25 protein-coding genes and 1 tRNA gene are annotated in these 26,203 nt (G+C 69.5%); 15 read left to right on the top strand and 11 right to left on the bottom strand.

Features of this window, described 5'->3' with window-relative positions; genetic code table 11:
• Position 1: 1 nt before the first annotated feature.
• The 6 genes from G6O69_RS31205 to phoU all read left to right on the top strand — a co-directional run bounded on the left by G6O69_RS31205 (position 2) and on the right by phoU (position 6,562).
• Entirely contained in the window at positions 2-742 is a 741-nt protein-coding gene (locus G6O69_RS31205; protein ID WP_172307117.1) for a response regulator transcription factor, read from the top strand.
• Positions 743-830: 88 nt separating this feature from the next.
• Positions 831-2,717, top strand: a complete 1,887-nt coding sequence (locus tag G6O69_RS31200) for an ATP-binding protein (protein ID WP_172307116.1) — start codon at positions 831-833, stop codon at positions 2,715-2,717.
• Between the two features lie 330 nt (positions 2,718-3,047).
• The gene (gene pstC, locus G6O69_RS31195) at positions 3,048-3,962 is read left to right on the top strand and encodes a phosphate ABC transporter permease subunit PstC (protein ID WP_172307115.1); all 915 of its coding nucleotides are present in this window, start codon (positions 3,048-3,050) and stop codon (positions 3,960-3,962) included.
• Complete coding sequence (locus G6O69_RS31190; protein ID WP_172307114.1) at positions 3,959-4,774, top strand: ABC transporter permease subunit; 816 nt, start codon at positions 3,959-3,961, stop codon at positions 4,772-4,774. Before pstC ends, G6O69_RS31190 begins: the two co-directional genes overlap by 4 nt.
• Positions 4,771-5,532: a phosphate ABC transporter ATP-binding protein gene (locus G6O69_RS31185; protein ID WP_172307113.1), complete on the top strand. Its 762-nt coding sequence runs from the start codon at positions 4,771-4,773 to the stop codon at positions 5,530-5,532. Before G6O69_RS31190 ends, G6O69_RS31185 begins: the two co-directional genes overlap by 4 nt.
• Before the next feature lie 292 nt (positions 5,533-5,824).
• Positions 5,825-6,562 carry a phosphate signaling complex protein PhoU gene (gene phoU, locus G6O69_RS31180; RefSeq protein WP_172307112.1) on the top strand — a complete coding sequence of 246 codons (738 nt, stop codon included), beginning with the start codon at positions 5,825-5,827 and terminating at the stop codon, positions 6,560-6,562.
• 144 nt (positions 6,563-6,706) lie between these two features.
• On the opposite strand, the gene G6O69_RS31175 is transcribed toward phoU, so the two are convergent.
• A complete protein-coding gene (locus G6O69_RS31175) occupies positions 6,707-7,585 on the bottom strand; it encodes a helix-turn-helix transcriptional regulator (protein WP_172307111.1) in 879 nt (292 codons plus the stop codon).
• 79 nt (positions 7,586-7,664) lie between these two features.
• Between G6O69_RS31175 and G6O69_RS31170 the strand changes: the two genes are divergently transcribed.
• Positions 7,665-7,931, top strand: a complete 267-nt coding sequence (locus G6O69_RS31170) for a helix-turn-helix transcriptional regulator (protein ID WP_172307110.1) — start codon at positions 7,665-7,667, stop codon at positions 7,929-7,931.
• Between the two features lie 40 nt (positions 7,932-7,971).
• Here the strand turns inward: G6O69_RS31170 and tsaA are convergent, their stop codons facing one another.
• Complete coding sequence (tsaA, locus tag G6O69_RS31165; RefSeq protein WP_172307109.1) at positions 7,972-8,664, bottom strand: tRNA (N6-threonylcarbamoyladenosine(37)-N6)-methyltransferase TrmO; 693 nt, start codon at positions 8,662-8,664, stop codon at positions 7,972-7,974.
• Between the two features lie 251 nt (positions 8,665-8,915).
• Between tsaA and G6O69_RS31160 the strand changes: the two genes are divergently transcribed.
• On the top strand, positions 8,916-10,502 hold the full coding sequence (locus G6O69_RS31160) for a protein kinase (RefSeq protein WP_172307108.1): 1,587 nt from the start codon (positions 8,916-8,918) through the stop codon (positions 10,500-10,502).
• A 3-nt stretch (positions 10,503-10,505) separates the two neighbouring features.
• Here G6O69_RS31160 and G6O69_RS31155 read toward each other — a convergent pair whose 3' ends face one another.
• The gene (locus tag G6O69_RS31155) at positions 10,506-11,615 is read right to left on the bottom strand and encodes a hypothetical protein (RefSeq protein WP_172307107.1); all 1,110 of its coding nucleotides are present in this window, start codon (positions 11,613-11,615) and stop codon (positions 10,506-10,508) included.
• On the opposite strand from G6O69_RS31155, the gene G6O69_RS31150 reads away from it, so the two are divergent.
• Positions 11,614-12,393 (top strand): hypothetical protein, encoded by a 780-nt coding sequence (locus G6O69_RS31150; protein WP_172307106.1) that lies wholly within the window; start codon positions 11,614-11,616, stop codon positions 12,391-12,393. The two genes, G6O69_RS31155 and G6O69_RS31150, sit on opposite strands and share 2 nt — an antisense overlap.
• A 44-nt stretch (positions 12,394-12,437) precedes the next feature.
• Here the strand turns inward: G6O69_RS31150 and G6O69_RS31145 are convergent, their stop codons facing one another.
• Positions 12,438-14,495, bottom strand: a complete 2,058-nt coding sequence (locus tag G6O69_RS31145; RefSeq protein ID WP_172307105.1) for a hypothetical protein — start codon at positions 14,493-14,495, stop codon at positions 12,438-12,440.
• Between the two features lie 73 nt (positions 14,496-14,568).
• Between G6O69_RS31145 and G6O69_RS31140 the strand changes: the two genes are divergently transcribed.
• The 3 genes from G6O69_RS31140 to G6O69_RS31130 all read left to right on the top strand — a co-directional run bounded on the left by G6O69_RS31140 (position 14,569) and on the right by G6O69_RS31130 (position 16,857).
• Positions 14,569-15,447 (top strand): 5'-3' exonuclease H3TH domain-containing protein, encoded by an 879-nt coding sequence (locus tag G6O69_RS31140; RefSeq protein WP_172307104.1) that lies wholly within the window; start codon positions 14,569-14,571, stop codon positions 15,445-15,447.
• Positions 15,448-15,558: 111 nt separating this feature from the next.
• Entirely contained in the window at positions 15,559-16,347 is a 789-nt protein-coding gene (locus tag G6O69_RS31135; RefSeq protein ID WP_172307103.1) for a hypothetical protein, read from the top strand.
• A 117-nt stretch (positions 16,348-16,464) separates the two neighbouring features.
• Positions 16,465-16,857, top strand: coding sequence for a thioredoxin domain-containing protein (locus G6O69_RS31130; RefSeq protein ID WP_217909947.1), 393 nt, complete (start codon positions 16,465-16,467; stop codon positions 16,855-16,857).
• Positions 16,858-16,864: 7 nt separating this feature from the next.
• On the opposite strand, the gene G6O69_RS31125 is transcribed toward G6O69_RS31130, so the two are convergent.
• Both G6O69_RS31125 and G6O69_RS31120 read right to left on the bottom strand, forming a co-directional pair.
• The gene (locus tag G6O69_RS31125) at positions 16,865-17,500 is read right to left on the bottom strand and encodes a DUF2378 family protein (protein ID WP_172307102.1); all 636 of its coding nucleotides are present in this window, start codon (positions 17,498-17,500) and stop codon (positions 16,865-16,867) included.
• Between the two features lie 263 nt (positions 17,501-17,763).
• Positions 17,764-18,711, bottom strand: coding sequence for a ferredoxin--NADP reductase (locus tag G6O69_RS31120; protein WP_172307101.1), 948 nt, complete (start codon positions 18,709-18,711; stop codon positions 17,764-17,766).
• 105 nt (positions 18,712-18,816) lie between these two features.
• On the opposite strand from G6O69_RS31120, the gene G6O69_RS31115 reads away from it, so the two are divergent.
• Positions 18,817-20,322 (top strand): FAD-binding domain-containing protein, encoded by a 1,506-nt coding sequence (locus G6O69_RS31115; protein ID WP_172307100.1) that lies wholly within the window; start codon positions 18,817-18,819, stop codon positions 20,320-20,322.
• Between the two features lie 70 nt (positions 20,323-20,392).
• Here the strand turns inward: G6O69_RS31115 and G6O69_RS31110 are convergent, their stop codons facing one another.
• From G6O69_RS31110 to queF, 3 genes are all read right to left on the bottom strand, one after another.
• On the bottom strand, positions 20,393-20,908 hold the full coding sequence (locus G6O69_RS31110; protein WP_172307099.1) for a FixH family protein: 516 nt from the start codon (positions 20,906-20,908) through the stop codon (positions 20,393-20,395).
• 298 nt (positions 20,909-21,206) lie between these two features.
• Positions 21,207-22,607 carry an OmpA family protein gene (locus G6O69_RS31105; RefSeq protein WP_172307098.1) on the bottom strand — a complete coding sequence of 467 codons (1,401 nt, stop codon included), beginning with the start codon at positions 22,605-22,607 and terminating at the stop codon, positions 21,207-21,209.
• An 85-nt stretch (positions 22,608-22,692) separates the two neighbouring features.
• Positions 22,693-23,055: a preQ(1) synthase gene (gene queF, locus G6O69_RS31100; protein WP_172307097.1), complete on the bottom strand. Its 363-nt coding sequence runs from the start codon at positions 23,053-23,055 to the stop codon at positions 22,693-22,695.
• Positions 23,056-23,171: 116 nt separating this feature from the next.
• Between queF and G6O69_RS31095 the strand changes: the two genes are divergently transcribed.
• Positions 23,172-23,245: transfer RNA gene (locus G6O69_RS31095), tRNA-His, on the top strand.
• A gap of 111 nt (positions 23,246-23,356) precedes the next feature.
• Here the strand turns inward: G6O69_RS31095 and G6O69_RS31090 are convergent.
• Positions 23,357-23,587, bottom strand: coding sequence for a hypothetical protein (locus tag G6O69_RS31090; RefSeq protein WP_172307096.1), 231 nt, complete (start codon positions 23,585-23,587; stop codon positions 23,357-23,359).
• Between the two features lie 613 nt (positions 23,588-24,200).
• Here G6O69_RS31090 and G6O69_RS31085 point away from each other — a divergent pair.
• Positions 24,201-25,151 (top strand): glycoside hydrolase family 25 protein, encoded by a 951-nt coding sequence (locus G6O69_RS31085; protein WP_172307095.1) that lies wholly within the window; start codon positions 24,201-24,203, stop codon positions 25,149-25,151.
• 94 nt (positions 25,152-25,245) lie between these two features.
• Here the strand turns inward: G6O69_RS31085 and G6O69_RS31080 are convergent, their stop codons facing one another.
• Entirely contained in the window at positions 25,246-26,118 is an 873-nt protein-coding gene (locus tag G6O69_RS31080) for a hypothetical protein (RefSeq protein ID WP_172307094.1), read from the bottom strand.
• Positions 26,119-26,203: the final 85 nt, after the last annotated feature.

The following is a 26,203-nucleotide window of genomic DNA, read 5'->3' as shown; positions in this document are numbered from 1 at the left end:
CATGCCGACCACCGTGCTGATCGTCGAAGACGAGCTCGACCTGCTCGATACGTTGGAGTTCAACCTCCAGCGCGAGGGCTACGCGACTCGCAGGGCAGCCAGCGGCAGGGCCGGCCTCGAGGCCGCGGCCCTCGATCCGGCGCCCGACCTGGTCCTGCTCGACCTGATGCTCCCCGACATCCCGGGCACCGAGGTCTGCCGCCAGCTGCGGGCCTCCGAGCGCACGCGCAGCACCCCGGTGATCATGCTGACCGCCCGCGGCGAAGAGGTCGATCGCGTGGTCGGCTTCGAGGTCGGCGCCGACGACTACGTGACCAAGCCCTTCTCCGTGCGCGAGCTGATGCTGCGCGTGCGGGCGATCCTGCGGCGCACCGGCGGCCAGAGCGAGGAGCCCACGCGCCTCGAGCACGGCAACCTCGAGGTCGATGTGGCCGGCCACCGCGTGTGGGTCGAGGGCGAAGAGATCCGCCTGACGGCCCTCGAGTTCCGCCTCCTGGCCACGCTGCTGTCCCGCGCGGGCCGAGTCCAGACCCGCGACACGCTGCTCGCCGATGTCTGGGGCATGCACGCCGGGCTGACCACGCGCACGGTCGACACCCACGTGACCCGGCTTCGCAAGAAGCTCGGCGACGAGGCCGGCGCCTACATCGAGACCCTGCGCGGTGTGGGCTATCGCTTCCGTGACGCCTCGGAGGGCAAGGGCTCGCCGAGCTCGGGCGACCCCGAGTCTGCCGCCCTCTGAGCTCGCTCGTCATGGCTCCTCCCTCGCCAAGTGCTCATGACCGCGCGGCGCTCGTCCGCGGGGTGTTTGGGTCGAGGAGCCCGCGTCCGTGAACCTCGGCTTTCGGGCCAAGTTCTTCATCTTCACCGTGCTCATCGTGGTCGCGGTCGACCTCGCCGCGGGCATTTATCTGCAATGGAAACTTCGGGTCGATCAGGAGGAGCGCATCGAGGCCGAGCTGTCTCGCCACGCTCGGGCGGCGCGCCAGCTGCTGGAGGCGGAGCCGATGCCCTGGGAGCCGGCGCGGATCGATCCCCTGGCCGATCGCCTCGGCGAGGCGATCGACGCCCGGGTGACGGTGATCGCCGCGAGCGGCCGGGTGCTCGGCGACTCCAAGCTCGGCCTCGCCGAGATAGCCGAGGTCGAGGATCACGACAACCGGCCGGAGGTCGTCGAGGCGCAGACCGACGCCTGCGGGCTGTCGCGGCGGCACAGCGAGACCCTCGACACGGACATGCTCTACTGCGCGATGATCGTCGGCGAGGGCGAGGGCGAGGGCTATGTCCGCGTGGCCACGCCCCTGCAGGCCGTCGACGAGAGCGTGGCTCGCTTGCGGGTGCTGCTGGTCGCCGCGGGCTTGCTCGCGGTCGCGCTCGCCATCGGCGTGGGCCTGCTGGTCTCGCGGCTGATGTACGGCCGGCTCAACGCGATGATGGAGGCGGCGCGCGCCATGGCTGAGGGCAAGGCAGGACAGCGCCTGCCGGTCAGCGCCGACGAGTTCGGCGGGCTGGCGGGGTCTTTCAACCGGGTGTCCGAGGAGCTCGCGCGCACGGTCAAGGAGCTGGCGACGGAGCGCGACCTGCTCGAGGCGGTGCTCCAGTCCATGGACGAGGCGGTGCTCGCCGTCGACGTCGAGCGGCGGATCATCGCGGTCAACCGCTCGGCCCGGGAGCTGCTCAACATCAGCCGGCACGCCCGCGGGCGCCTGCTGCTCGAGGTCGTGCGCATCCCTCAGCTCTCCGAGGCCCTCGACACCGCGCTCCAGGGCGAGTCGCGGAGCATCGACGTCAGCCTCGAGACCAGCGCGGGCGTCCGCCACCTGCTCGTCCGCGCGACCCCGCGGGGCGAGGGCTCGGGCGCGGTCTTGGTGATGCACGACGTCAGCGAGATCAGGCGGCTCGAGACCGTGCGCCGCGACTTCGTGGCCAACGTCTCTCACGAGCTGCGCACGCCGGTCAGCATCATCCAGGCGAACACCGAGACCCTGCTCTCGGGGGCGATCGAGCAGCCGGATCAGGCCCGGCGCTTCCTCGACGCCGTGCGCCGCAACGCCGAGCGCCTCGGCCAGCTGATCTCCGACCTCCTCGACATCTCGCGCATCGAGGCCGGCAAGTACAAGATCGACGCGCGGCCGATCTCCCTGGGCTCGGCGGCGCGCTCGGTCAACAAGGCGGTCAGCGAGGCCTGCCGGCGGCGCGGGGTGATGCTCGAGGTCGAGGTCGATCCCGAGCTGCGCGTGCGCGCGGATCCTGGGGCGCTCGAGCAGGTCCTGGTCAACCTCGTCGAGAACGCGATCAAGTACGGCCCCGAGGGCGGGCTGGTCGAGCTGATCGCGATCGAGCAGGGGGCGGTGGTCCGCATCGAGGTCCGCGACGAGGGCCCCGGGATCGCGCCGGATCATCGCCGCCGGGTGTTCGAGCGCTTCTATCGCGTCGACCCGGGCCGCTCGCGGGGCATGGGCGGCACCGGGCTGGGCCTGGCGATCGTCAAGAACCTGACCGAGGCGATGGGCGGGGACGTGGGGGTCGACCCTCGCGAGCCCACGGGATCGGTGTTCTGGGTGCGGCTGAGCAAGGCCTCCGGCGAGGACAGCAGGGCGGACGAAGACGCCAGCGAAGGCGCTGGTGTCAGCGCGGGCGGGGTGTCGGGGGACGTGCAGGAGGTCGCGCTGCGGGAGATCGCGCGCGCCGACCTGCGCGATGCCGCCGAGCTCTGAGCGATCAACCCCTACCCGCACAGGGGAGACCGTGAGGTCCACTCGTGTCCCGATCCGTGCACTCGCGGGGGCGTGGTGAAACCCAGCGCGACACCTCGCTTGGTCTCTCCGCCGATGGCGGCGTCGCCAAAACTCGCAGTACGCCTGGTACAGCGGCGTTTTGGCCTCGCGCCCGCGACGAAAAGCCCGGCGCGAGGAGCCGCGCTGGGTTCCACCACGCCCCGCTAGGCACGTCGTGACCGCGATGTTGGTGTTTGTCACGTGCTCGTCGCGGGTCTCGGACCATCTGCCATCGAAGGCTGGCGCGAAGCGGGTATGCTCGCAGGCCCCATGCCCCAGGCCTCCCTCCAGCCGAAGCGCTCAGGCGCTGGCCCACGCCCCTCACTGCGCGAGCAGGTGGGCGCGCGCGTGCCCCTGGCCTGCGCGCTGACCTCGGTCGTCGCGGTGGCTGCGCTCGGCTGGGCGCTGGTCGATGGCTCCGTCGACTTCTTCACGGAGGTCTCGCCAGGGTCGCTGCTCGCGGGCGAGTGGGATCCGGCCCAGGGTCGCTTTGGCCTGTGGCCGCTGCTGGCCGGGACCGCGTTGATCGCTGGCATCGCGCTGACGGTGGCGCTGCCCCTGGGCGTGCTCGCGGCGCTCTACCTGGCCGAGTTCGCCCCGCCGAGCCACCGCCACCTGCTCGAGCCGCTCTTCGAATTGCTCGCGGGGGTGCCGACGGTGGTCTACGGCTACCTGGCCCTGGTCGCCCTCACGCCGCTGCTCCAGCAGATCATCCCGGGCCTCGCCAGCTTCAACGCGCTCAGCCCTGGGGTCATCGTGGGCGTCATGCTCGTGCCGACCGTGGCCTCGCTCAGCACCAAGGCCCTGCGAGCGGTGCCCTGGGAGCTGCGCGAGGCGGCCTGGGCCCTGGGCGCGGGGGAGCTGCGGACGATCTCCAGGGTCGTGCTCCCGGGCGCCTCGGCAGGCATCGCGGCGGCGATCGCCTTGGCCATCGCGCGGGCCGTGGGCGAGACCATGATCGTGGCCCTGGCGGCGGGGCGCAGCGCGTGGGCGAGCCTCGATCCGCGCGTGCCCGCCGAGACGATGAGCGCGGCGATCGTCTGGGGGCGCGGTGAGGCGCTCGCGGGCGTGCCGGGCCACGGCGCGATCTTCGTGCTGGGGGCGCTCTTGCTGGCCTTCACCTTCGCGTTCAACACCGCGGCGAGCCGCATGATGCGGCGCCTCGAGGCGGGGGAGGGCGCGTGAGCGACTCGACCCGCGCGCTCGCCGAGCGTGGCTTTCGATGGTTGTGCGCGGGGGCTGCCCTCGCGCCGGTCGTGGTGTTCGCGGCCCTGCTCGCCCAGGCGCTGATCGTGGGCGTCGGGCTCGCAGACGCGGCCGCGCTCGACGGCCTGGGCCGGGCGGCGCTGGCCAGCGCCACGCTCGTCGCCCTGGCCGCGCTGATCGCCTTTCCCCTCGCCGTGAGCGTCGCGGTCTACATCCAGGAGTACGCCGACGCGCCGGGGGACGAGCGCGGCCAGGGCTTCGTCGCGCGCCTGGTCGTGGCCAGCGTCGAGGGCCTCGCCGGGGTGCCCTCGGTGATCTATGGGCTCCTGGGCCTGGCCGTGTTCGTGGGCCTGCGGGGGTCGGGGGCCGGGTCGCAGGCCGCTGGCTCCTTCGCCGGCGTGATGACCCTGGCCGCGCTGCTCATGCCCGTGATCGTCGCGTCGACTCGCCGGGCCCTGGCCGAGCTGCCCGCGGGCCTGCGCGAGGCGGGGCTGGCCCTCGGCGCGACGCGCTGGCAGGTGATCCGCAAGCTGGTCCTGCCCACGGCGATGCCGGGGATCCTCGGCGGCGCCGTCTCGGCCCTGGCGCGTGGCTTTGGCGAGGCCGCGCCCTTGCTGGTCCTCGGCCTCGTCGCGAGCGAGGCGCTGCCCGTATGGGTGTTCGCACGCAGCAGCTCGGCCGGAGGCGGCATCGCTGGGGTCGCCGCCTTGCTGGTGGTCGTCCTCGGCCTCGACGTCGTCGCGCTGCTGCTCGCCCGTCGGCGCGCTCGCACCCTCGGAGGTGCCGCATGAGCGCGACGCCAAAGATCCGCGTCCGTGGGCTCTCGGCCTGGTACGGCGCCGAGCAGGTCCTGCGCGACATCGACATGGACATCTCCGCGCGGGCGGTCACGGCGGTGATCGGCCCTTCGGGCTGCGGCAAGTCCACCTTCATCCGCTGCGTCAACCGCCTCCACGAGGTCAGCCCCGGCGCGCGCATGCGCGGGGAGATCCATCTCGAGGGCGAGGACGTGCTGGCGATCCCCCCGGCGCAGCTGCGGCGGCGCGTGGGCATGGTCTTTCAGGCGCCCAACCCTTTCCCCTCGATGTCGATCCGCGGCAACGTGCTCGCCGGCCTGCGCCTGGCTGGTGAGCGCGTGGGCCGGGACGAGGCCGACACCCTCGTCGAACAGGCGCTGCGCCGCGCCGCGCTGTGGGACGAGGTCCGGGATCGGCTGCGCGGCCGGCCCGAGTCGCTGTCTCTGGGCCAGCGCCAGCGCCTGTGCATCGCGCGGGCCCTGGCCATGCGCCCAGAGGTGGTCTTGATGGACGAGCCGTGCTCGGTCCTCGATCCGATGGCCGCGGCCACGATCGAGGATCTCTTGCGCGGCCTCCGTGAGCACTACACCGTGCTCATTGTCACCCACAACATGCAGCAAGCCGCGCGCGTCGCCCAGCGGACGGCCTTCTTCCTCGACGGTGAGCTGGTCGAGTACGACGAGACCGATCTGATCTTCACCGCGCCCTCGGACCGCCGGACCGAGGACTACATCACCGGTAAGTTCGGCTGAGCGCGGCCGCAGGGCGGCCTGGAGCTGCTGGCGCCCCTGCTGGCGTGAGCGAGGGGTTCGAGGTCGGCCGTCGGGATGGGCGTGGGGATGGGCGCAGGCCCGGGTTCACGCTGGATCAAAGCGTTGAATTTTGCCCCGGCGCCTCGCTCGCCGGGCGCCTTCGCGCTTTGCTGTGAACACGCCGTGACGACCCCGCGACGAGCTGAACGAGGCCCGTGATTGCCCTTGCGGAGCGCGGACGATGAGCACTAGAGTGATTCGACGTGCCCGTATCGGGGCGCGGAGATCCAAGATGGCAAGCGAGCGCGAGTCGAGGCACGAGGACAGCTTGGTGCGGGGAGCCCCCCTGCGCAGGCGCATCCATCGCGACTTCGAAAGTGAGCTGCGCACGCTCAACGAGAGCCTGCTGAGCATGGCGGGCCGCGTGGAGCAGATGATCGGCCAGGCCGTGCGCGCGCTCTTTGCCAAGGACGCCAACATCGCCCAGGCTGTGCGCGAGGCCGATCGCCTGGTCAACGCGGCCGAGATCCGCATCGACGGCCTGGTGCTCAAGATCCTCGCGCGGCGCCAGCCGATGGGCTCCGACCTGCGCTTCTTGACCCGCGCGCTCAAGATGGTCACGGACATCGAGCGCATCGGCGACCTGGCCGTGAACCTCGGCAAGCAGGCCATCGACCTCGCCGAGCTCTCTCCCCACGACGCGACCGTGCACCCGGCGATCGAGCGCATGGCCGAGGTCGTGCGTGCGATGATCGGTGACGCCCTCGACGCCTTCGTCGAGCGCGACGCCGAGGGGGCGCGGGAGGTGATCGAGCGCGACGACGAGGTCGACGAGCTCCACGACCAGGTCTACGAGGACGTCCTCGCCCAGATGATCGCCCACCCCGAGATGTTGCCCGTTGGGATCCGCGTGCAGGAGTGCGCGATGTACCTCGAGCGCATGGGTGACCACGCCTGCAACCTCGCCGAGCAGGTGGTGTTCTTGGTCCACGCCAAGGACATCCGCCACCCGCCCGAGCCGGGCGCCTGAGGACTTGAAGGGTCCCAGGCGCCGGACCGCCGGTTGCTGACGAGGCGCGGGGAGGGAGTTTGTCGGGCACAAATGACTGACGAGCAACGAAGTCAGCGGCCGGTGCTCCAAGCCTGGGGCCCTTCAAGTCCTCTGCCGCGAACACTAGCCGGCCTGGAGGGCGGCTCGCAGGGCGATCAGCTGGGTGCGCGAGCGTAGCCCGAGCTTGATCAACGCGGCGCGCAGGTGTCCGCGGATCGTGACGGCGTCGAGACCCAAGGCGGCGGCGGCGGCCTTGGTGTCGACGCCGCTGGCGAGGGTGTTGGCGATCTGGGCCTCGCGGCGGGTCAGGGCGCGGAGCTCGACGACGTCGGGTGGGTTGCGGCGGACGACGTAGTAGCGCCGGCCCTGGCCCTGGCGCTGTTCGAAGATCGACCAGCGCCCGGCGAAGAGCTCGGTCCACAGATCCAGGCGCCCTGCGTCGTCGCAGGGATGCTCGCGGACGAATTGCTCGAGGACCTCGTGGAGTCGGGCGAGGGGGTCGCTGGGCAGCTCGCCCAGCTTGGGGGTGGGGCGCTCGCTCAGACCCCGGGCGAGGCCCGGGAGCACGTGGACGGAGGCGCTGAGGTGTGCGGCGACGTGGGTCCAGATCAGGCGCTCGTTGGCAGAGATGGGCCGGGCCTGGGCGAGGCTGACGCCCACGCTCAGGCCACCGCCGCGCGGCTCGGGGCTACGAACCAAGAGCAGGTCGGCGGCCCCGAAGCTGGCGAAGATCTCGGGCAGGGGGGTGTCCTCCATGCGCAGCCCGAGCTCCGCGAGGCGCTCGCTGGTGGTCTTGGGCTCATAGGAGGCGGCGAGGAGCCCGTCGACGACCTCGTCGGGCAGCGCGGCACAGCTTCTGCGCAAGCCCTCGCCGAGGCGGGGGTCGTCGGCCCAGACCTCGCCGACGCGGGGCCGGCCGTCGACCTCGATCAGGTCATGAACATAGTAGTGCAGTGCATCTGCCGGGAGCGCGGACGAGGGCAGCCTGATGGTACTTGGCACAAAGGCGCCCGAAGACCTTTGGCGAGGACTGATGAATTCATCTGTCGGTTCCATCGGATTAACACTATAATGATCGTGCGTGGCTGATGACAACCTTGAAATCTTCACATCTGCTGTTGGCGACACAATCGTGCTGTCCGTTGCGGCGCCGCAATTGCCTGAAGTGCTGAGTGAGTCCGAATGTGCGGTTTCGCGCGCGCTCTTCGCAGGTCTGAACAACGCCGAGATCGCGGCGGTGAGAGGGACTGCGGTCAAGACCGTGGCAAATCAGCTCAACTCCGCCTACCACAAGCTCGGTGTGCGATCGAGAGATCAGTTGGTGGCACGCTTGCTCGGCCTCGAGTAGCGGCCCGCTGGCAGGTTCACCTCTTGTCTGGCGGTTCGGGTCACGTGTTTTGGGGGTCGAGGGTGGTCAGTTCGAATATCCAGACCACTCCGTCTTCCACCTCGAAGCGCAGGTTCACGTCGGCGATGACAGCCCCGTAGCTGCGCGTTGGATTGTTGCGCTGGTGGGCCGGTCGGGGGTCCCAGCGCAAGGTCGTGACAATTAGCTCGCGCAGCCACTCGGCGCGGGGGTGCTGGCTCAGAGCGTGCTCGGCAGTGGGGCGAAAGTGGACCTCGATGGGGAGCGGCGGCTCCCGGGCCCACTCGCAGTGCGCGTCGGGGCGCGACTCTGCCCACGGCAGGTAGGGCTTGATGTCGAGCACTGGCGTGTGGTCGACGAGGTCGCAGCCGCTGACGTAGAGGCGGTCGTCTTCGACGACGAGGAGCTCGACGAGGGACAAGGAGATCGGGTTGGGGCGATGGGGAGAGCGGGTCGCGAATACGCCGAGTCGAGCGGCGCCGCCGAGTCGAGGCGGGCGCACCGTCGGGCGCCAGCCCTCCTCGACCACGGCGTGCATCCAGGCGATCACCCAGATATGCGAGACGCCCTCGAGGCCGCGCAGGGCCTCGGCCGGGATGCGCTCGCGATCGAAGACGATGACCGACTCGGCGAGGGCGAGGCCGCTCTGTCGAGGAACGCCGAACTTCTCCGGCCAAGGCGAGCGCACGACACCAACGGGATCGATGCCGATCATCGCCGGGTCACCGTGGGCGCGAGGAGGGAGGGGGCGTTTGGGCTGGTCATGGTCGGGGTTCGACGGGGCAAAAGCGTACCGCGCGAAGTGCGGCACATGATGATGGGTGTTTTTCGCGCGAAGGCGCTGAGTGATCAATGAAGCGTGAAAAATGAGCGAGAACTGGCACGAAATTTAGATGGACCAAAGCTTGGGGGGGGGAACACTCGACGGTGGGGTCGAGAGGAGACGCTCGAATCCACGGAGCCGCGATGTCCGCCAGGGGAAGCCAGCCGAAAGCCAAGGACCTGCTCGACCCTGGGACCTTGGTGGGGTGCCGCTATCGCGTGGAGGCCCTGGTCAAGGAGCAGCCCCTCGGTGAGCTCTATCGCTGCCTGGACACGGTGGACGGCAGCCCGGTGCTCCTCGAGCGCCTGCGCCGGGAGTTCTCGGAGCCGGAGGTCCACACCCGGCTGTTCGAGACCCGGGGCAGCGCGGCCCTCGATGATCCGGCGATCGTCGACCTCGTCGACTATGGCGACGACATCGACGGGCGCATGTACCTGGTCACGGTGCCGGCGCGGGGTGCCGTGGCCCTCGACGAGCTGCACCGGCCGATGGACAGCGCGCGGGCCCTGGAGCTGCTCGAGGCCCTGGCCTTGGCGCTGAGCCGCGCGCACGAGCAAGGCCTGGTCCACGGGGCCATCGAGCCGGCGAACGTGCTCCTCGGCGGCGGATCGACCCCAGGGCGGATCTCGCTTCAAGGTTTTGGCCTGCTCCCGGCGCTGCACGCCGGGACGAAGAAGAGCCGCGCGCTGCCGCTGCTGGGGGCGCCGAGCTACGCACCCCCGGAGCTGGTCCGCGGTGAGGCCCTGGGTCCGAGCGCCGACGTCTACGGCCTCGGCGTGCTCTTGTGGGAGCTGCTGACTGGCGCGCCGCCCTTCGTGGGCCCGACCCTGCGCGTGCTCGACGATCAGCTCAACCGCGAGCTGCCCGAGCCCGACCCCGAGCTGATCGCCCCCGAGCTGGCCGCGCTGCTGCGGCGGATGCTGGCCAAGGATCCGCGAGCGCGCTTCGCCGACGCGGCCGCGGTGCTCGAAGAGATCCGCGCCCTGCGTCTGGCCGGCGTCGACACGCCCGCCCGCTCCTCCCAGGTGATGGCGGTCTCTGCCTTCGATCTCGCGCTCGAGCCCGATCCGAGCCTCGACACGAGCGAGCTGTGGACGCGCGGGGGCAGCGGAGAGGTCCTGGCCATGGACGAGCCGGAGGGCGAGGTCCGCGGCTTCGTGCCGGGTCGCGCTCGGCGTCGGGCGGTGATCGTCGCGACAGCCGCGGCCGTGCTCTTGGCCGTCGGTGGCTGGCTGGCCCACGACACAGACGCGGTGGTCGCCGCGCTGGGCGGGGACTCGAGCGCGGCGCTCCTGGCCGAGGGCCGCGAGGTCGCCGAGCGAGCCGAGGACGAGCGCGTCGCCGCCCTGGCGAAGGCCGCGGTGGGGGCGGACCTGGGGGCGCGTGGCGACGCCGATCTCGATGCGGGCGACGACGCCGACGAGGATCTCGAAGGCGAGGCCAGCGATGACCTCGAGGACACGATCGCGGGCCGACTTCGCCGCGGCAACTTCAACGCGCACAAGGGCGAGCTCTATCGCAGGGTCGGCCGGGTCTGCCTCGACGGCGACATGCGGCGCACGGTCAAGGTCTCGATCCGGGTCGACGAGCAGGGCGAGGTCGTGGGCGCCTCGGCCGGCAGCCTCGACTCGAGCAAGCTCGGCCGCTGCGTGCGTCGCCAGGCTCGAAAGCTGCGCTTCCCGGCCTCCGAAAAGGGCGGGCGCCACGAGTACACCCTGCGCTTGCGCTGACCCTCAGCCCTCGGGGGTGAATTCCTGGCAGGCCAGGTCGATGTTGTCGGTCAGCGCGGCCTGGACCGCCTGGGGCACCGAGTTGGCGCCGGAGCAGATGTCGGCGGTGAAGCCGTTGGTGCCGGTCTGGAGCCCGGCGAATTCGTAGAGCCGATCGGCGTGGAAGGCCGAGGCGCAGCTTTGCGGCTGACCGCAGATGTTCTCTCCGGCGTCGACGCTGGGGTCGCCCGCGATGACGATGGTCGAGACCCCAGCAGGGTCTCCGTCCTTGAGGGCGACCAGCGTGTCGTAGAGCACCGAGACCTGCTGGCCGCCGAAGTTGCAGCCGACCCCGCAGGTGTTGCCGCCGAGCTGATCGTACTCGCCGTAGTCGTCGACGTCGGACATGAACACGAGCACCAGCAGGGCATCGTCGCGCATGAACTGGCTGTCGTCGTTGCCCAGCAAGTTGAGCGCGGTGGTCAGCACGTGCTCGCAGCCCAGGGCCGCGCCGCCGCTGTTGCCGACGATGGTCGCGGCGTTTTGGAAGTGCGTGGCGATCTCGCTGGGGCTGTAGGTCTCGCTGTCGAACCACGGGTTTTGGTCGCTCCAGCCGTTGGGCACGACCCAGCCGTTGTCGTCGTCGCCGGTGACCCCGATGCGGTACTCGATACCGCCGCAGTTGAGGGCCTCGAGGGTCTCGACGATGCCCAAGAACGCGGAGGTGGCCTTGAGGGCGTTGATCTCCTCGATCATCGACAGCGAGCCGTCGAGGGCGAAGAGCATGTCGACCTTCTTGCAACCAGAGTCGCAAGGCTCGCCCTCGTCGCCGTCTTGCATCGAGTCGAGCTTGGGTCCGGTGGTCGCGCCCTCGGTGTCGCTCGAGCTGTCGTCGGAGCTGTTCTCGCCCTCGTCCTCGTCCTCGTCGCCGACGTCGTCACCAGCGTCGTCGACCGCGTTGGGGCCCGCGTTGACACAGGTCATGCTCAGGCAGGTCAGGCCGAGATCGCAGCCGCCGCCGCCCGTGCATGCGCAGCCTTCGGCGCCGACGGGGCACTCCTCGGCGCAGCCGCCCAACGCCGCACCAAAGCCAAAGGACGCCAATCCAGCGAGGGTCAGAGCAAGCTTGCGCATGGAGCGACGATACCAGGGCGAAGGGGGAGAGGGGGCTCTCCAGGCTCGAGGCGCGGCGCGCGTACTGGCCACGCGCGAGGCCTGGGGGCACACTGGCCCGGACCTGCGCGACCTCGCGCCCGAGCCCACCCTGCGGTGGAAGCTCGCTCGTCGAGCCTCGTTGAGCCCCTCGCCCGCCATGCCCGATCTGCGCTCCATGCTCCGTGTCCGCGTCGACCACCTGTTCTTTCTGGGTGGGGGGTTGGCGCTGCTGATCGCGGTCTTCGTGACCTGGAAGTTGCTGCGCCCCGAGGCGAGCGGGAACGAGCGCCCGGAGCAGGCGCGCGCCGAGCGAGACCTCGACGCGCGTCTCGACGATCTCCGCCGGGGATCCGGCGCGGATCGACACGAGCAGGGGCGGGCGCAGCCGCGCTTCATCCGGGGCTTCGCGCCCGGCGGTCAGTCGACGGAGCTGGCGGCGGGGAGCTTCGAGGCGCCGAGCCACGCCGACCCTGGTGACCTCGGCCCAGACGAGTCCATCGACGCCTTCAAGGCCGTCATGGACGAGCTCGAGGACCTGGCCGCCGCAGGCCACAACCTCGACGAGCGCGGCGAGCGAGAGCTCTACAACCGCGCGACGGGCTCGTTCACGAGCATGTCGATGTGGGTCGATCAGAGCGACCCTGCCCAGCGCGCGCTGATGGAGGACGCGCGCCAGCAGATGATGTCGCTGATGCGCGAGCTGGGCATCGAGCGGCCGAGCCGGGTCGAGACCTACGTGCCCGCGAACATGCGCTGATTGGCGCGCACACTAGGAGCCGCGCTGGGTTCCACCACGGGCTCCTAGAGCTTCACGCCCAGGCTCTTGCACTGCTTTTTGATCGCGTTGCGGCGGATCAGCGTGACCTTCTTGAGCGAGGCCTCGGCCTTGCCCTGACTGCCGAGCTTGCAGGCCGCGAGGGTCATGAGCTCGGCGGTCTTCGAGCGCTTCTTTTTGTTGTAGCTCGACGATGCGAGCTTGTAGGCCTCGCCCGCGCTGCCCTTTTTGTAGGCGGACTCGGCCTTGGTGTAGAGCGCGTCGGCGTCGAGGTTCGCGGTCGAAGCCTTGGGCTCGGGCTTGGACGCGGTGGTGGTGGTCGTCGTCGGCTTCGTGGCGGTGGACGTCGACTTCGAGCGCGACTTGGAGGCGCGGTTGCGTGGGCGTGGCTGGGGCGAGGGCGCCTTGGCGGCGACGCTGGGCTCGGGCCCCGTCTCGGTCTCGGTCTCGGTCTCTGTCTCGGCACCGGCCTCGGTCTCCGTCCCGGTCTCGACGCCCGTCTCGGTCCCGGTCGCGGCGTCGGCTTGCGGGTCTCGGGCCGCGAGCGGACCTGGCTGCGCCGCGTCGCTCGGCTCGGCCTGGACGAGGGGCTGAGCGTCGGCGACCTCGTCTTTGCCGCCGCCCTTCTTGGCGATGGCGAAGGCGGCCATCAGGGCGATCAGCGCGGCCGCGCCGACCCCGATGAGCACGAATTTCCGTCGTGAGGTGGGGGCCTCCTCGGGGGCCTGGGCGCTGGCGGCCAAGCGGGACTGGTGGAGGTCGACCTGGACCGTGGGCGCGTTCTCGCGTTCGACCTCGGCGACGAGCTCATCGGCGAGGCCGCTGATCAGCGAGGCCGTGTCCTGAGGGGCGACGGGCACCGGCGCACCCTCGGAGCGGCCGCGCATGGCCATGGACGGCTGGGGCACGACCGAGGCGGCCTGGGGAGAAGGAGAGAGGGCAGGGCTGTCGCGGCGAGCCGGCTGGGGGAGGCGGCCGGGGCGGGGCAGGCCACGGGGCTGCGAGACGCGGCTGATGGCCGTGTCTTGGGAGGGGAGCGGCGCTTCGTCGGGATCGTCGGGCCGCAGGATCACCGCGGGCGGCACGTAGGGCACGATCCGTCGACCCTCGTCCTCCTCGTCTTCGGAGGCGCCCGTGGTCGAGGGAGGCGGCGGCGCCATCGGAGACTTCGCCCGGGGCGCGGGCGGGGTCGAGGCGATCACCTTGGCGGCGCGCTCGCGGGAGAAGGCCAGCGTCGCCTCGTCTTCGCGCGGGTCGTCCTCGCTGGGGCTCCCGCTGCTGAGGTCGGCGCCGTGGCTGCTGCCGTCGGCATCGGAGAGCTCGGCGGCTTCACTGGGCGCAGGCTCGGTGGGCGCAGGCTCGGTGGGCGCAGGCTCGGTGGGCGCAGGCTCGGTGGGCGCAGGCTCGGGAGCGGAGTCGGGGGCGAGGGCGCTCGCGCCCAGGGCTGGATCCTCCGCCTTGGGGGCAGGATCCACGGGGGTCGACCCGCTCTGCTCGCTGCCCTTCGACTGGGCCGCGCGGATCTTGGCGAGCAGGGACGATGGCGGCGGCAGTGCCTGGCTGGTCTCGCCGGCGCCCTCGTCTTCGTCCTCATCGTCGAAGAGCCCCTCGTCGATGATCACCCTGGGCTTGGTCTCGGGCTCGGGCGTCTTGGCGGGAGCGGGGGTGGGTGCTGGCCCCTTGGCGGCGGGCGCTGGCCCTTTGGCGGCGGGCGCTGGCCCTTTGGCGGCGGGCGCTGGCCCTTTGGCTGCGGGCGCTGGCACGGACGCAGGCGCGGGGATCTTGGGCGGACCCTTGGCCCCCGCGACCGGCGGGGCCGGGGCCACCGGGGGCAGCAGCGGCGGCGGACCCTTGGGCGCGAGCCCGACCTTGGTGGTCTCGCCGAGCGAGGGCACGGCGAAGAGATCGTCGAGGTCGCCGCCAGCACCCTGCAGGTCCTTGGTGGGCACGCCGTGGATGGTCTTGGGTTGAGGGTGCGCGGAGTCGAAGGGCGGCACGCTCGGTGGATCACCGACGTCCTCCAAGGTCCGCTCGCTGCCCTCGCCCTGCCTGGCCTTCGGGTCTGATTCGTCGCGCTTCGCCACTAGCTCGTGCGATTGTAGCGCCTCGGGCGGCGGCGCGCTCGACCTGAGTGGTCAGGTCCGGCACAGTCTGGGGGTGCGAGTTCACCTCGTCGATGGCACCTATGAGCTCTTCCGCAGCTTCTATGGCGCACCGTCCGCAACCGCCCCCGACGGCCGAGAGGTCGGCGCGGCACGTGGGCTCATGCGATCGATGCTCGCCCTGCTCGAGGAGGACCAAACTAGCCACGTGGCCGTGGCCTTCGACCACGTGATCGAGTCTTTCCGTAATCAGCTATTCGAAGGCTACAAAACCGGCGATGGCATCGACCCCGATCTATGGGCACAATTTCCGCTCGCCGAGGCCGTGTGCGAGGCCCTGGGCATGGTCGTGTGGCCGATGGTCGAGTTCGAGGCCGACGACGCGCTGGCCACCGGGGCCGCCCGCTGGGCGGACGCGCAGGGGGTCGAGCAGGTGCTGCTGTGCTCCCCGGACAAGGACCTCGGGCAGTGCGTGCGCGGGGATCGGGTGGTGCTCTTCGATCGTCGCCGCGGCGAGGTCTATGACGACGCGGGCATCCGCGAGAAGTTCGGCGTGGCTCCGGCGTCGATCCCCGACCTGCTCGCGCTCGTGGGGGACAGCGCCGACGGCATCCCCGGGATCCCGCGCTGGGGCATGAAGTCGACGTCCAAGGTGCTCGAGGTCTATGGCCACCTCGACGCCATCCCCGACGACGCCGCGGACTGGAGCGTGAAGGTTCGTGGAGCCAAAGGCCTTGCCGAGCAGCTCGCCGACGCTCGCGCCGACGCCGAACTCTACCGGACCCTGGCGATGCTGCGCACCGACGTCCCCCTACCGGAGACCGAGGTCGAGGCGCTGCGCTGGCGGGGTGCTCGGCGCGAGCTGCTCGAGCCCCTGTGCGCCGCGCTGGGTGAGCGCCGGGTGATCGACCGGGTCTCGCTGTGGCAATCGTGATCCAGCTGACCAAGCGAGCGGCCGAGTCGCGCGAATTGCCGGTCTCTTGACAGATGATGCGCTCGGGCTAGTTTGGCGGCTCAGGAGCCCGTGGTGGCAGTTGAACCGACCGTGAACGAGCCAAGCGATCCCCGCAGCCGTCCCTTTGAAGGCCTCGATGACTTCGACGCCGACGCGCACGGCTGGGGAGGCGAGGTCGACCTCGACGACGAGCGGCCGACGAGCGGCCTCCAGGCCGATCCGAGCCAGAAAAAATGGATCATGGCCGGCTTTGGCGGCTGCGCGCTGGTGACGGTCGCCGTGGTCGCCCTGCTCATGGGTCGCAGCACGGGCACGGCCCAGGCTGCGACGGAGGAGCCCGCGGCAGAGGCGGTCGTCACCTCGGCCGCGACGGGTCTGGAAGATGGCCAGCAAGAGCCCGAGGTGGAGGCGCAGGCGGAGCAGGAGAGGGCGAACAAGGCCACCCTGGCCGCGACCACGCCTGCTGCGCGGGTCGCCGCCGTGACCAAGCCGCGCCCGAGCGCCTCGACACCCGAGGCCGAGACGTCGGCTGCGCAGGGCTCCGAGGCCAGCGCCAAGCCCACGTCGGCGCCTGCGGCAAAGCCGAGCACCAACTCCAGCACCAGCACCAACTCCAGCGCTTCGACCTCGAGCGCGAGCTCCAGTTCGACCAGCTCGAGCACCTCGGGCCAGGCCCGCCCCGCGTCCACGCCGCAGCCCGCGGAGCCTGCCGAGTCCCCGGCGCTCCCCGGCGCCGACGAGGACCTGCCCTCGAAGGCCTCGGACTTGCCCGACGTGGAGGGCTGGGACGACGCCGACGCGGCGGCCGAGGACGAGGACGAGGCCCCGGCGCCTGCCCCCGCGCCCGAAGAGCCCCCCAGCCTCGACGAGCCGGCCTGAGCGAGGCTGTTTGGCTCGAGCTGCTCAGCTCGAGCGTGGCGGGGCGCCGAGCCGTGTGCGCTCGCAAGGGGTGAGCGGGCTTTGCAGCGCCCCTGGGGCTGGCTATCGTCGCTGGCGATGAGCGAGGCGAAGGACCTGCCCTACGAGGATCTCGTCGACTCCGACGAGGTCGAGGCCCTGATGAGCGAAGACGGTGGCGCGGCGATCATCGACTTTTGGTCGCCGAGCTGCGGGCCGTGCATGGCGATGGCCAAGGACTTCGAGCACGTCGCCTCGCAGTTCGACTCCGACGAGGTCCGCTTTTGCAAGGTCAACACGACCAGCCACGGCTTCCTGGCCGCGCCCTTCAACATTCGCTCGGTGCCGACGATCCTCTTCGTGCTCGACGGCGAGGTCGTCGACGCGGTGGTCGGTCGCATGGACGCCAAGCGCCTGGGCGCGCGGGCGGAATGGCTGGTCAAGAAGCAGGAGCGCCGCGGCAAGGGGCTCCTGGGCCGGCTCTTCGGCTAGCAGGGCGTCAGCCCTCGAGGTCGTCCCAGCGGATGTCGACGACGCAGTTCATCTCGTCGATGACGGCGATCTGGTAGTCACCGCGGGCCTGACAAAAGGCGAGCGCGCCCTCGATCACCCCGAGGGACATGGACTCGACCACGAGCGAGGGGAAGCCCTCGTAGTGGTAGCGGTAGTAGCGGTCGCCCATGGACTCGCCGCTGACGTTGCCCAGGTTCGCGGACATGTTCCAGGCCTTGGGGCCGAGGGGGATCACGCGATCGGCGTAGGCCCCGAGCAGGCCAAAGACCACCTTCCCGGCCACGCTGCTGGCGAACTCGGGGTAGAAGCTGCGCCCGACCTCGCGCAGGCCCTCGCTGACCTGGCCCTCTCCAACGATCATCTCGCCGACGGTCGCGATGATCCGCAAGAAGTCGGTCCACGGGTAGTCGCGGAAGGGCACGAAGCGCTGGAGCTCCACCCCCGCGCGGGTGATGATCTCGTCCTCGTAGTACTCGGCCGGGGCCAGGCGCAGCGCCCGGTTGATGAACATGCCCTTGGTGGACGCCGCACCGGGGACCATCGCAACGATGGCGTCGATATCGACATCGAAGCGCGCACGCGGAGCGCGGAAGAGATGTTCGCTGGCCAAGGCGAGGCCCACGCCTTCTCCTACCACGGCCTCGGGTGAGCGAGCGAGCGCTAGGCCGAGCCTTTGTCATGCTCGACTCGTGCGTTGTCATGGCCTCGACTTGCTTGCGAGCCTGACTACAACACTAGCCGAATCACGCGGCGCTGATCCGCTCTGAGCATAATTCTTGGCATGACATTGAAATGATGCGTCGTGCCCACGCCGAGATCATGACGACAAATACTGGGTGCCACGACCCGCTCGCGCGGCCCGTGCAACCCGCCCATGTGCGCGAGTCAGGCGAGCGGAGGGAGCGGGGCGGGGGGGAGCAGAGCCTTGAGGCGGGTGAGTTCATCAGGGTCGCGCACGCGCAGCACGGGCTCGCTGTCGTATTGCTCGTAGTAGATCGTCGACTCGAGGCCGTCGTCGAAGCCCAGCGCGCGACGGATCTTGCGGTGGAAGGGGACGAAGCCGCGCGCCAAGGTGCGCTCGATGGTCATCGCTATCGTCCCGGTCAGCCCGCAGATGTAGATCACCGCGGAGTCGGGCCCGAGCGAGCCTGGCTCGACGCCGATCGCTCGCTCGGTCTGCTCGATGCGATCGGCCGCGAAGAAGTCCTCGACGCGGCCGCCGTAGCCGGTCCACTCGGGGGCCTCGTGGGGGCGGGAGACCGTGGGCAGGTAGTGCAGGCCGTGCTCTCGAGCGACGCGCTCGAGGTGCTCGCGGTAGCCGAGCTCGTTTGGGTAGCTGGCGCCGTGGAGGAGCACGTAGCGATCGAGGCGGGCCTTGGGGTCGGCGGCCAGATCGGCGTCGACGATCGAGGTGAAGGGGGCCAGGCCGGTGCCCGCGGCCACGAAGATCTTCAGGCGCGGATCGTCGGCGGCGACGGTGTCGTCGAGGGTGAACTTGCCGACCGCGCGCGTGGTCATGCACATGCGGTCGCCCGGCTTCATCTGCCACAAGAGGTGCGTGAGCGGGTTGTCGCTCTCGGGGTGGTTCACGTAGCGGATGTAGAAGTCGATGGTCCCGCGCTGCTGTGGCGCGGAGGCGATCGACATGGCCCGGCGGACGCTGCCGAGCTCGGGCTGGGCCTCGTTGTTGAGGCCCAAGGTCAGGTACTGCCCGGGCACGAACCACCGACCCTCGGGGATCGGCGTGTCGGGCTCGACCTTGAACACGGCGAGGTACTTGGACAGGTCCTCGCGCGCGACGAGGGTTGCGTTGTACTCCAGCGTTCGGGCCATCGAAGATGGATGGTACGCCTGTTCGAGGGCCAAAAAAAACCCTCACAGCGAGGCGCAGCCGCGAGACGCTGGCGCTCGGGTCGGCGATGATTCATGCAAGCGGCGATGACCACGGCCATCCCCGCGCTTCGAGTCAGGACCATCGGCGACGCCGAGGTGGCGCCTTCGGGGCGTTATGTGCTCTACTGGATGAGCGCGCACCGACGCGTGCGCTACAATTTCGCCCTTCAGCACGCCTGCTTTTGGGCGAAGCGGCTGGGCAAGCCCCTGCTGGTGCTCGAGGCCCTGCGCCTGGGTTATCCCTGGGCGAGCCAGCGTCTGCATCGCTTCGTGATCGAGGGCATGGCCGACAACGCCGAGCGCCTGTCCGAGGCGGGCGTGACCTACTTTCCCTACGTCGAGGACGAGCTCGACGCGGGCAAGGGCCTGCTCGCGGCCCTGGCCGAGCGGGCGTGCCTGGTGATCGGCGACGACTACCCGGCCTTCTTCATCCCGCGCATGCTCGCCGCCGCCGGCCGGGCGCTGCCCGTGCGCCTGGAGGTCGTCGACGCCAACGGGATCGTACCCCTGCGTGCGAGTGACAAGGCGTTCACGACGGCGCACTCGTTTCGGCGGTGGTTTCAAAAGCACGGCCCGGATCACCTGCTCGCGGGGCCGCAGGCCGAGCCGCTGACCAAGCTCCCCAAGGACCTGCGGCGCACGGTCAGGCTGCCGGCGGGGGTCGGCGAGCGCTGGCCCAAGCGCCAGGCCAAGGCGCTCGGGGGCAAGGGCCTCGACGCGTTGCTCGACGGCCTCGCCTTCGAACACGAGGTCCCGGCGGCGCCAGCGCGAGGCGGCGCGGCCGCCGGCGAGGCCCAGATGGAATCCTTCCTCGACGAGCGCCTGGATCGCTACGCCGACGGCCGCAATCACCCGGACGACGACGTCTCCAGCGGCCTCTCGCCCTGGCTGCACTTTGGCCACCTGGGCGCCCACGAGCTCGTCCACGCCGTCCTCGAGCGCGAGGCGTGGTCGCCCGACCGACTCGGAGATCCGCGCCAGACCAGGGGCAGCCGAGAGGGCTGGTGGGGCCTGAGCGCGGCTGCGGAGTCCTTCCTGGACGAGGCGGTGATCTGGCGCGAGATCGGCCAGCTCTTTTGCTGGCACCACCCCGAGGACTACATGCGCTACGCGTCGCTGCCGAGCTGGGCGCGGGAGACCCTGGAGGACCATCTCGACGACCCTCGCCCGGAGCGCTACGAGCTCGATGAGCTCGAGGCGGCCCGGACCGGAGACGAGATCTGGAACGCGGCCCAGCGCCAGCTGATCGAAGAGGGGCGCATCCACAACTATCTGCGCATGCTCTGGGGCAAGAAGATCCTCGAGTGGAGCGACGATCCCCGCCAGGCCATCGAGCGGATGATCCACCTCAACGACAAGTACGCCCTCGACGGCCGCGACCCCAACTCCTACAGCGGGATCTTCTGGGTCTGTGGCCGCTTCGACCGCGCCTGGGGGCCCGAGCGGCCGATCTACGGGAAGATTCGCTACATGAGCTCCGACAGCACGCGGCGCAAGCTCTCGATCTCGGACTATCTCGAGCGCTGGTCGGGGCAGGGGAGGCTGCTCTGAGCGTTCCGTGAACCAATGAAAAGAGGGCTCCCGGAAGGGGAGCCCTCTTCGCGCCTCATCAATGACCGGCTCAGTGGTGGTGGTGGCCGCCGGGCTCGTCCTCGTCGGCATCGCTGCCGCTGCCGATGGTCGACACGCGGAAGGCCAGCGAAGCGGTCTCGTACATGCCCTCGCCGACGGCGATGTCGAGGTCGATGTTCCACACGCCCTCTTCGGTGAGCACGACGTTGTCGAGGGCGTAAGCGCCGTCGCCGAGGTAGGAGACCTCGACCTCGCTCTGCATCGAGGTGTCGGCGCCGGGCATCCAGGCGTCGAGGAGCACGGTCGCGTTGGGGATGCCGCGGCCCTCGGCCTGGGGGTCGTTGGGGTCGTGGAAGCCGACGTGGAGGACCAGGTCGTTGCGGCCGGTGGTCAGCTCACCGCTGTCGCTGGACAGGACCAGGCGGAAGGCGCCGAGGTCGCTGTCGAAGCCCATGCCGTCCTGGAACTCGACCAGGTCGCGGAACTCGTCGGTCTCGCTCTCGGTGCAGGCGGCGAGGGGGGTGGCGAGGGCGAAGGCGAGGGCGGCGGCGGCGAGGCGGTTCATGGCGTGTCCTGTCGGGGGTGGTGAGCGGGGGTGCTCGGTGGGCGCACATGTATTCAAACCTCAGGTGGGCGGCCGGTCAACGAAAAAATGAAAGAAATTTGGCCACATGTAGGACAGTGTGGTGGCCATGTCCAAACGATGTTCTGGTTAGGTTTGATCGTTGGTACAAGTACGTAGGCATGATGCGCTCCGGGCGCTTTCCTGGAGAGATCCCTGTTGAGAGGGGAGCTTGGCCCACCAATGGGACAAGAAAAAAGGCCGCTCGAGGAGCGGCCTTTTTCGTGGTGCGATGTCTGCGCTAGACCATTTTGCGGCGTCGACGCAGGCCAAAGAAGCCGAGCAGCCCGAGCAGCCCGAGGCTGGCGCCCCCGCTGGGCTCGTCGATCGCGCAGCCCTTCTTGTTCGCGCCCGGCTCACCGTCGACGGGCGGCGGCCCATCGGAGGACGCGGCCGAGGACCCGCCAGCGGACGAGCCGCTGCCGGAGGACGAGCCACCCGAAGACGAGCTGCCGCCATCACCGTCGTCGTCGCTGCCGGCCGACCAGTCGCTGCCGCCACCTTCGCTACCGCCGAACTTCTCGTCGCGCTGGCGCTGCTGCTCGTCCTTGTACTTCACGTAGCTCTCGGGGAGCGCGGGGAGCTTTTGGATCATGCGCGGGCGGACATCGGAGAGCTTCTTCCACGCGCCCTGCGGGGGGATGTGGCCGCCGCCGGCGGGCTTTTGCACGCCGAGGATGTAGACCGCGCGGCGGTTGCGGACCTCGTCGACGCTGTCGCCGGTCTCGACCGCCAGGCCCTTCTCGCCCATGCCGGCGTAGTAGATCTCGCACCAGGCCCCGCGGTCGTAGAAGTACTTGGCGATGGCTTTGGCGCGGCTCTCCGACAGCTTCTTGTTGTCCGAGGCCTTCCCGACCGTGTCGGTGTAGCCGACGATGTAGAGCTGCGCCGAGAGGTTGCCGTTGACGGCCTCGTTGGCCTTGTCGAGGCCGGCGAGCTCGTGGGCGAGCACCGCGAAGGCCTCGGAGACCTTCCACTCCTCGTCGGACTTGATGTCGGACTTGCCCGAGTCGAAGGTCACCTCCTCGTGGGGGATGCCCACGGACCAGGGCACGCGGGTGTCCGTGTAGGAGAAGCCGCTGTCGTCGCTCGCGGTCACCTTGATCATGAACACCTCGTCGGAGGTGCTCCAGCTCAGCTCGAACTCCTCGCCGGCCTCGATCACCTGGTCGGTGACCAGCTGCTCGTCGACCATGTCGCCCTCGGTGTTGAACACCTGGAGCTCGAGGCTGGTCGCCGTGAAGGGCGTGCGGTAGCGGATCTTCTGGCGGTCGACGATGTCGTCGCGGCCGCTGAGCAGGACCAGCGGGTCCTTGTTGCCGCCGACGATCGGGCGCTGGATCGTGAACGAGCCCGAGGTGAAGGCCTCGTTGGCCTCGATGTCGATGTCGTAGTCGACCTGGCGATCGCCCTGCTTCCAGGTCACGCGCGCGGCCTTGTTGGCCTTGATGTTGATCGTCTTCTCGACCCCGCTGCCATCGGAGCCCTTGACCTTGATCTTGACCCCGGAGAGGTCCTCGTCGGAGGTCAGCTCGACCCAGGCTTCGCCCTTCTCGTCGGTCTGGCCCGAGTATTTCCAGTTGAAGCCGCCCAGCATCATCAGCAGGGCGAGCAGGGAGCTAGCGAGGGATGGGATGGCCATGGGGAGTGCTTGTCCTCTAGTCCTGGTGCGCGAGCGCGCCCGCGATTGTAACGGACGAGCTCGCGGGGTTGGGACCGCTGCGCGTTTAGGAGGCCTCGGCCTCGTGGCGAGCCTCGACGACGGTGTGGATGCCCCCGCGGACCATGAAGTCGCCCTCGACCACCATCCAGCGCGGCGAGATCGCGGCCACCAGATCGTCGAGGATCTGGTTGGTCACCGCCTCGTGGAAGGCACCCGTGTCACGGAAGGACCACAGGTAGAGCTTGAGGCTCTTGAGCTCCACGCAGCGCGCCGCCGGCGAGTAGCGGATGCGGATCGTCGCAAAGTCCGGCTGCCCGGTCTTGGGACACAGGCATGTGAACTCCGGGCAATCAAAGCGGATCTCATAGGCCCGCTCCGACCTCGGGTTGGGGAAGGTCTCTAGCTCCCGCGAGGGCTGGCTCGACACCCGCGGGGGTGTGCCCCGTGGGTGGCCTGCGGTCAAGTGTGAGCTAGGTTTCGTGCGCTGTGTTCGCCGGGTCTGGTGTCGGCTCGGGGGAGGTGGTAGTAAGCCCGCCCTACACGGCGGATTTAGCTCAGTCGGTTAGAGCGCCTGGTTGTGGTCCAGGAGGTCGTGGGTTCGAATCCCATAATCCGCCCATCCTAACTTATCGAGATCGCTGAGGTTTTTACCTCGGCGATTTTTCTTTGAGTCGCGCCCGAGGCGCTTTTGCGTCTGGCGTCCAGCCACAGCGCGCTTGACCCGCAGATCAGAGCTGGAGCTGGCTCAGGTAGGCGTCGTAGTTGTTGCTGATCGCCGTCAGCAGATCGCACAGGACGTCGGCCTCGTCCTCGCGCAGCGAGCCTTTGAGCACGCGCGTGGCCGCGTGCGCTCGCTTGGGATCCATGATCTTCCGAATGAAGGAGTCGAGGTTCTCCGTGCTTCGGGCCTGGTTGAGCCCGATCGAGTGCGTTGTCTGCAGCCGGTGGAAGAAGGGCATGGTTTTGTGGCTGCCGAGGTCAGTCGAGCCATGCGCTCACCGGTCTCCGAGCCAAATTCCTCGATGTAGATGGTTGGGACGCCGAGGTACATGCCTTGCTCGAGGGCGCCGCTGCGGATCCCGATCTGAGCCAGGCCAAACTGCTTGCGTCCAAACAGGCTCTTGATGAAATACATCTGGTTATAGCGGTTACCCTGGAAGTCTTTCAATCGGGTGAAGAAGCGAATGAGGTTATGTTTCTCTTCGCCGACGTGGACCTTCGACGCCTGATTGTATTGATCGAGGAGGATCGGATCCCCGATGGGAACGGGGATGAACCGATGCCTGGCGCCCTTGCGACTTCCGAGGCGATCGAGCAGGTATACGAGGTGCTCGTAGAGCTGCGCGGTCATGACGTGGTGGGGGTTGCGCTTGGCCGCGTCGATGGTTCGAAAGTTGTCGTCGCCGACCTGCCCTGGGCTGATCTTCGCCCCGCTATGTCTTTGGCCGCCACGGCATCCCGGCGGTCGAGCCCGACGAGGCGTTCGATGTTCTGGAGGGGGACGCGGCGCAAGCCGAGGGCTCCGGCTGATCGCGCTGCCCAGGGTCGGCGCGGTCCTGGTAGGCTGCGCCCATGGCTGATCTTCGAGATCCCTATCGGGGCGCCGACGCGAACAACACGACAAAGTCTTCGGCCTTTGGTGTTCAGGGCGTGGACGTCTCGCGCTACCAGGGCGACTACGACTGGGACCTGGCCATGGGCGCGGGCGAGGCCTGCTTTGGCTTCGCGCGGGCGAGCATCGGCTTTGGCGATACGGACTCGAAATTCATGGCCAACTGGAAGGCGATGGCCGATCGCGGGCTGCTGCGCGGGGCCTATCACTTCGCCTACCCCAAGTCCGTGGCGGCGGGGAAGAGCGTGGAAGACGACGCCCACGACGAGGCGCGCTACTACTGCGACACGCTGCGCGCGGCCGAGCAGTCCGTGCACGGCGGCAAGCCGATGTACGACGGCCGGACCTTGCCCCCGGTCTTGGACTACGAGCAAAAGTCGCCGTGGACGGCGGCGCAAAAGCGGGCGTGGATCACCCGCTGGATCCTCACCGTGCAAGAGGAGCTCCAGCGTGGGGTCATTCTCTATACGGGAGAGCACGTGTGGACCGAGGAGCTCGAGGGGGATCCGTGGCTGACGGGGCTGCCGCTGTGGGTCGCGCACTACACCGACACCGCCGCGCCAAAGATGGCCCCGTGGACCCGCTGGGTGCTGTGGCAGTGGAGCGGCGGGGGCGAGGCGGGGGATATCTACGAGAAGGTTCACGGCGCCTACTTCCCCGGGGACGAGAAGGCGGGCGCCGTCGACGTCGACGCGTTTTGGGGGAGCCACGAGGCGTTGACGTCGCTGGCGGATCCCCGCTGGGATCGTTGGCTGGTCGACGCCGATGGGACGATCGGGAAGAACCCCCACGCGGCCTTCTCGGTCACGGGGGAGCCGGTGGGAGAGCCCGCGAGTGTCGGCGAGGCCCTGGCCAAGCTTCGTCAGGCGCGAGCGTTGATCGATGAGGCGATCGCCTCGCTCGAGGGCTGAGAGTCCGTGATTCTTTCGCCCACGACGCCATGCACGCCTCCGGACCCCTTCACAGACTCTGAGCCCGAGCGAGGCGCGGCCCGAGCTGCGGGGCTCAGCTGTTGGGGTAGGCGACGATGCCGAAGCGGTAGGGCATCGGAAAGTCGGGGCAGTCGTCGACGAAGCGCCGAGCTTGCTCGACGATGACACGGAAGTTGAGGCTGTCCGCGCCCGCCCACGCGCCCACCTGGCCATCGGCGATCGTGAAGGACTCTCCTTGGGTGGTCACGACCATCGCTTGGCGATCGAGCTGGGCGCACACGTGCTCGACGGGCTCGCAGTCGATGGCTTCGATGTCGAGGAGCAGGGGGGCATAGTCGACCTCGAAGTCACCAAACTCGCTCGGGTCGAGGCTCGGGGCGTCGACGGCGATGAAGGAGAGCGGGAACTGTGAGAATGGATCATTGCGCACGCTTAGCCAGCGCGCCGTGTACATGACGCCGCCGAGGGCGATCGACAGCGGGAGCTCGAGGTAGCGGATCTCGACGGGTCCCCCGAGGTCGACTTCGGGCTTGATCCAGTCGCTGCCTGCCAAGACGATCTGGAGCTGCTGCTGATCGTCTCCACACTCGCTGAGGTCGATGACGTAGCCGCCCTCGGCGTCGCTGACCGAGGATTGTTCGCAGCTGAGCTCGACGTCGTAGCTCTCGGGGTCGAGGCCAATGACCTCGAACTCGGCGCTCACGCCCGGCTGCTCGCAGGTGATGACCTGGCCCATGTCGGGGTCGTCGGAGCCAGTGTCGAGGTCGTCGGAGCCAGTGTCGAGGTCGTCGGAGCTGGTCTCGGGATCGTCGGAGCTGGTCTCGGGAGCGTCGGTGCCGGTGTCGTCGTCGAGGGAGCCGATCGGGATCTCACCGGCGTTGCAGGCCAGGGACGCGAGGGTGGTGGCCAGCGCGAGGGTGAAGGCAGTCGAGTTCGAGCGTCGCATATATCCGAGTCGTGTCCGGACCCGAGCGCATCCGTCCGCGGGTGGTTGGGGCCCTTCGCTGTGGACCGCGCGTGTGCTGCGTGGA

Source organism: Pseudenhygromyxa sp. WMMC2535, from assembly GCF_011083025.2.
Note: the sequence above shows the minus strand (reverse complement) of the source record. Positions and strands in the feature narration are given on the sequence as shown.

Excerpts from the sequence above, each read along its gene's own strand:
- G6O69_RS31115 (WP_172307100.1), top strand. The coding sequence starts at position 18,817 with ATGACCACGGCCATCCCCGCGCTTCGAGTCAGGACCATCGGCGACGCC.
- G6O69_RS31085 (WP_172307095.1), top strand. The coding sequence starts at position 24,201 with ATGGCTGATCTTCGAGATCCCTATCGGGGCGCCGACGCGAACAACACG.
- pstC (WP_172307115.1), top strand. The coding sequence starts at position 3,048 with ATGCCCCAGGCCTCCCTCCAGCCGAAGCGCTCAGGCGCTGGCCCACGC.
- G6O69_RS31205 (WP_172307117.1), top strand. The coding sequence starts at position 2 with ATGCCGACCACCGTGCTGATCGTCGAAGACGAGCTCGACCTGCTCGAT.
- G6O69_RS31155 (WP_172307107.1), bottom strand. The coding sequence starts at position 11,615 with ATGCGCAAGCTTGCTCTGACCCTCGCTGGATTGGCGTCCTTTGGCTTT.
- G6O69_RS31185 (WP_172307113.1), top strand. The coding sequence starts at position 4,771 with ATGAGCGCGACGCCAAAGATCCGCGTCCGTGGGCTCTCGGCCTGGTAC.
- G6O69_RS31110 (WP_172307099.1), bottom strand. The coding sequence starts at position 20,908 with ATGAACCGCCTCGCCGCCGCCGCCCTCGCCTTCGCCCTCGCCACCCCC.
- phoU (WP_172307112.1), top strand. The coding sequence starts at position 5,825 with ATGGCAAGCGAGCGCGAGTCGAGGCACGAGGACAGCTTGGTGCGGGGA.
- G6O69_RS31130 (WP_217909947.1), top strand. The coding sequence starts at position 16,465 with ATGAGCGAGGCGAAGGACCTGCCCTACGAGGATCTCGTCGACTCCGAC.
- G6O69_RS31160 (WP_172307108.1), top strand. The coding sequence starts at position 8,916 with ATGTCCGCCAGGGGAAGCCAGCCGAAAGCCAAGGACCTGCTCGACCCT.
- G6O69_RS31120 (WP_172307101.1), bottom strand. The coding sequence starts at position 18,711 with ATGGCCCGAACGCTGGAGTACAACGCAACCCTCGTCGCGCGCGAGGAC.
- G6O69_RS31090 (WP_172307096.1), bottom strand. The coding sequence starts at position 23,587 with ATGCCCTTCTTCCACCGGCTGCAGACAACGCACTCGATCGGGCTCAAC.
- tsaA (WP_172307109.1), bottom strand. The coding sequence starts at position 8,664 with ATGATCGGCATCGATCCCGTTGGTGTCGTGCGCTCGCCTTGGCCGGAG.
- G6O69_RS31105 (WP_172307098.1), bottom strand. The coding sequence starts at position 22,607 with ATGGCCATCCCATCCCTCGCTAGCTCCCTGCTCGCCCTGCTGATGATG.
- G6O69_RS31080 (WP_172307094.1), bottom strand. The coding sequence starts at position 26,118 with ATGCGACGCTCGAACTCGACTGCCTTCACCCTCGCGCTGGCCACCACC.
- G6O69_RS31150 (WP_172307106.1), top strand. The coding sequence starts at position 11,614 with ATGGAGCGACGATACCAGGGCGAAGGGGGAGAGGGGGCTCTCCAGGCT.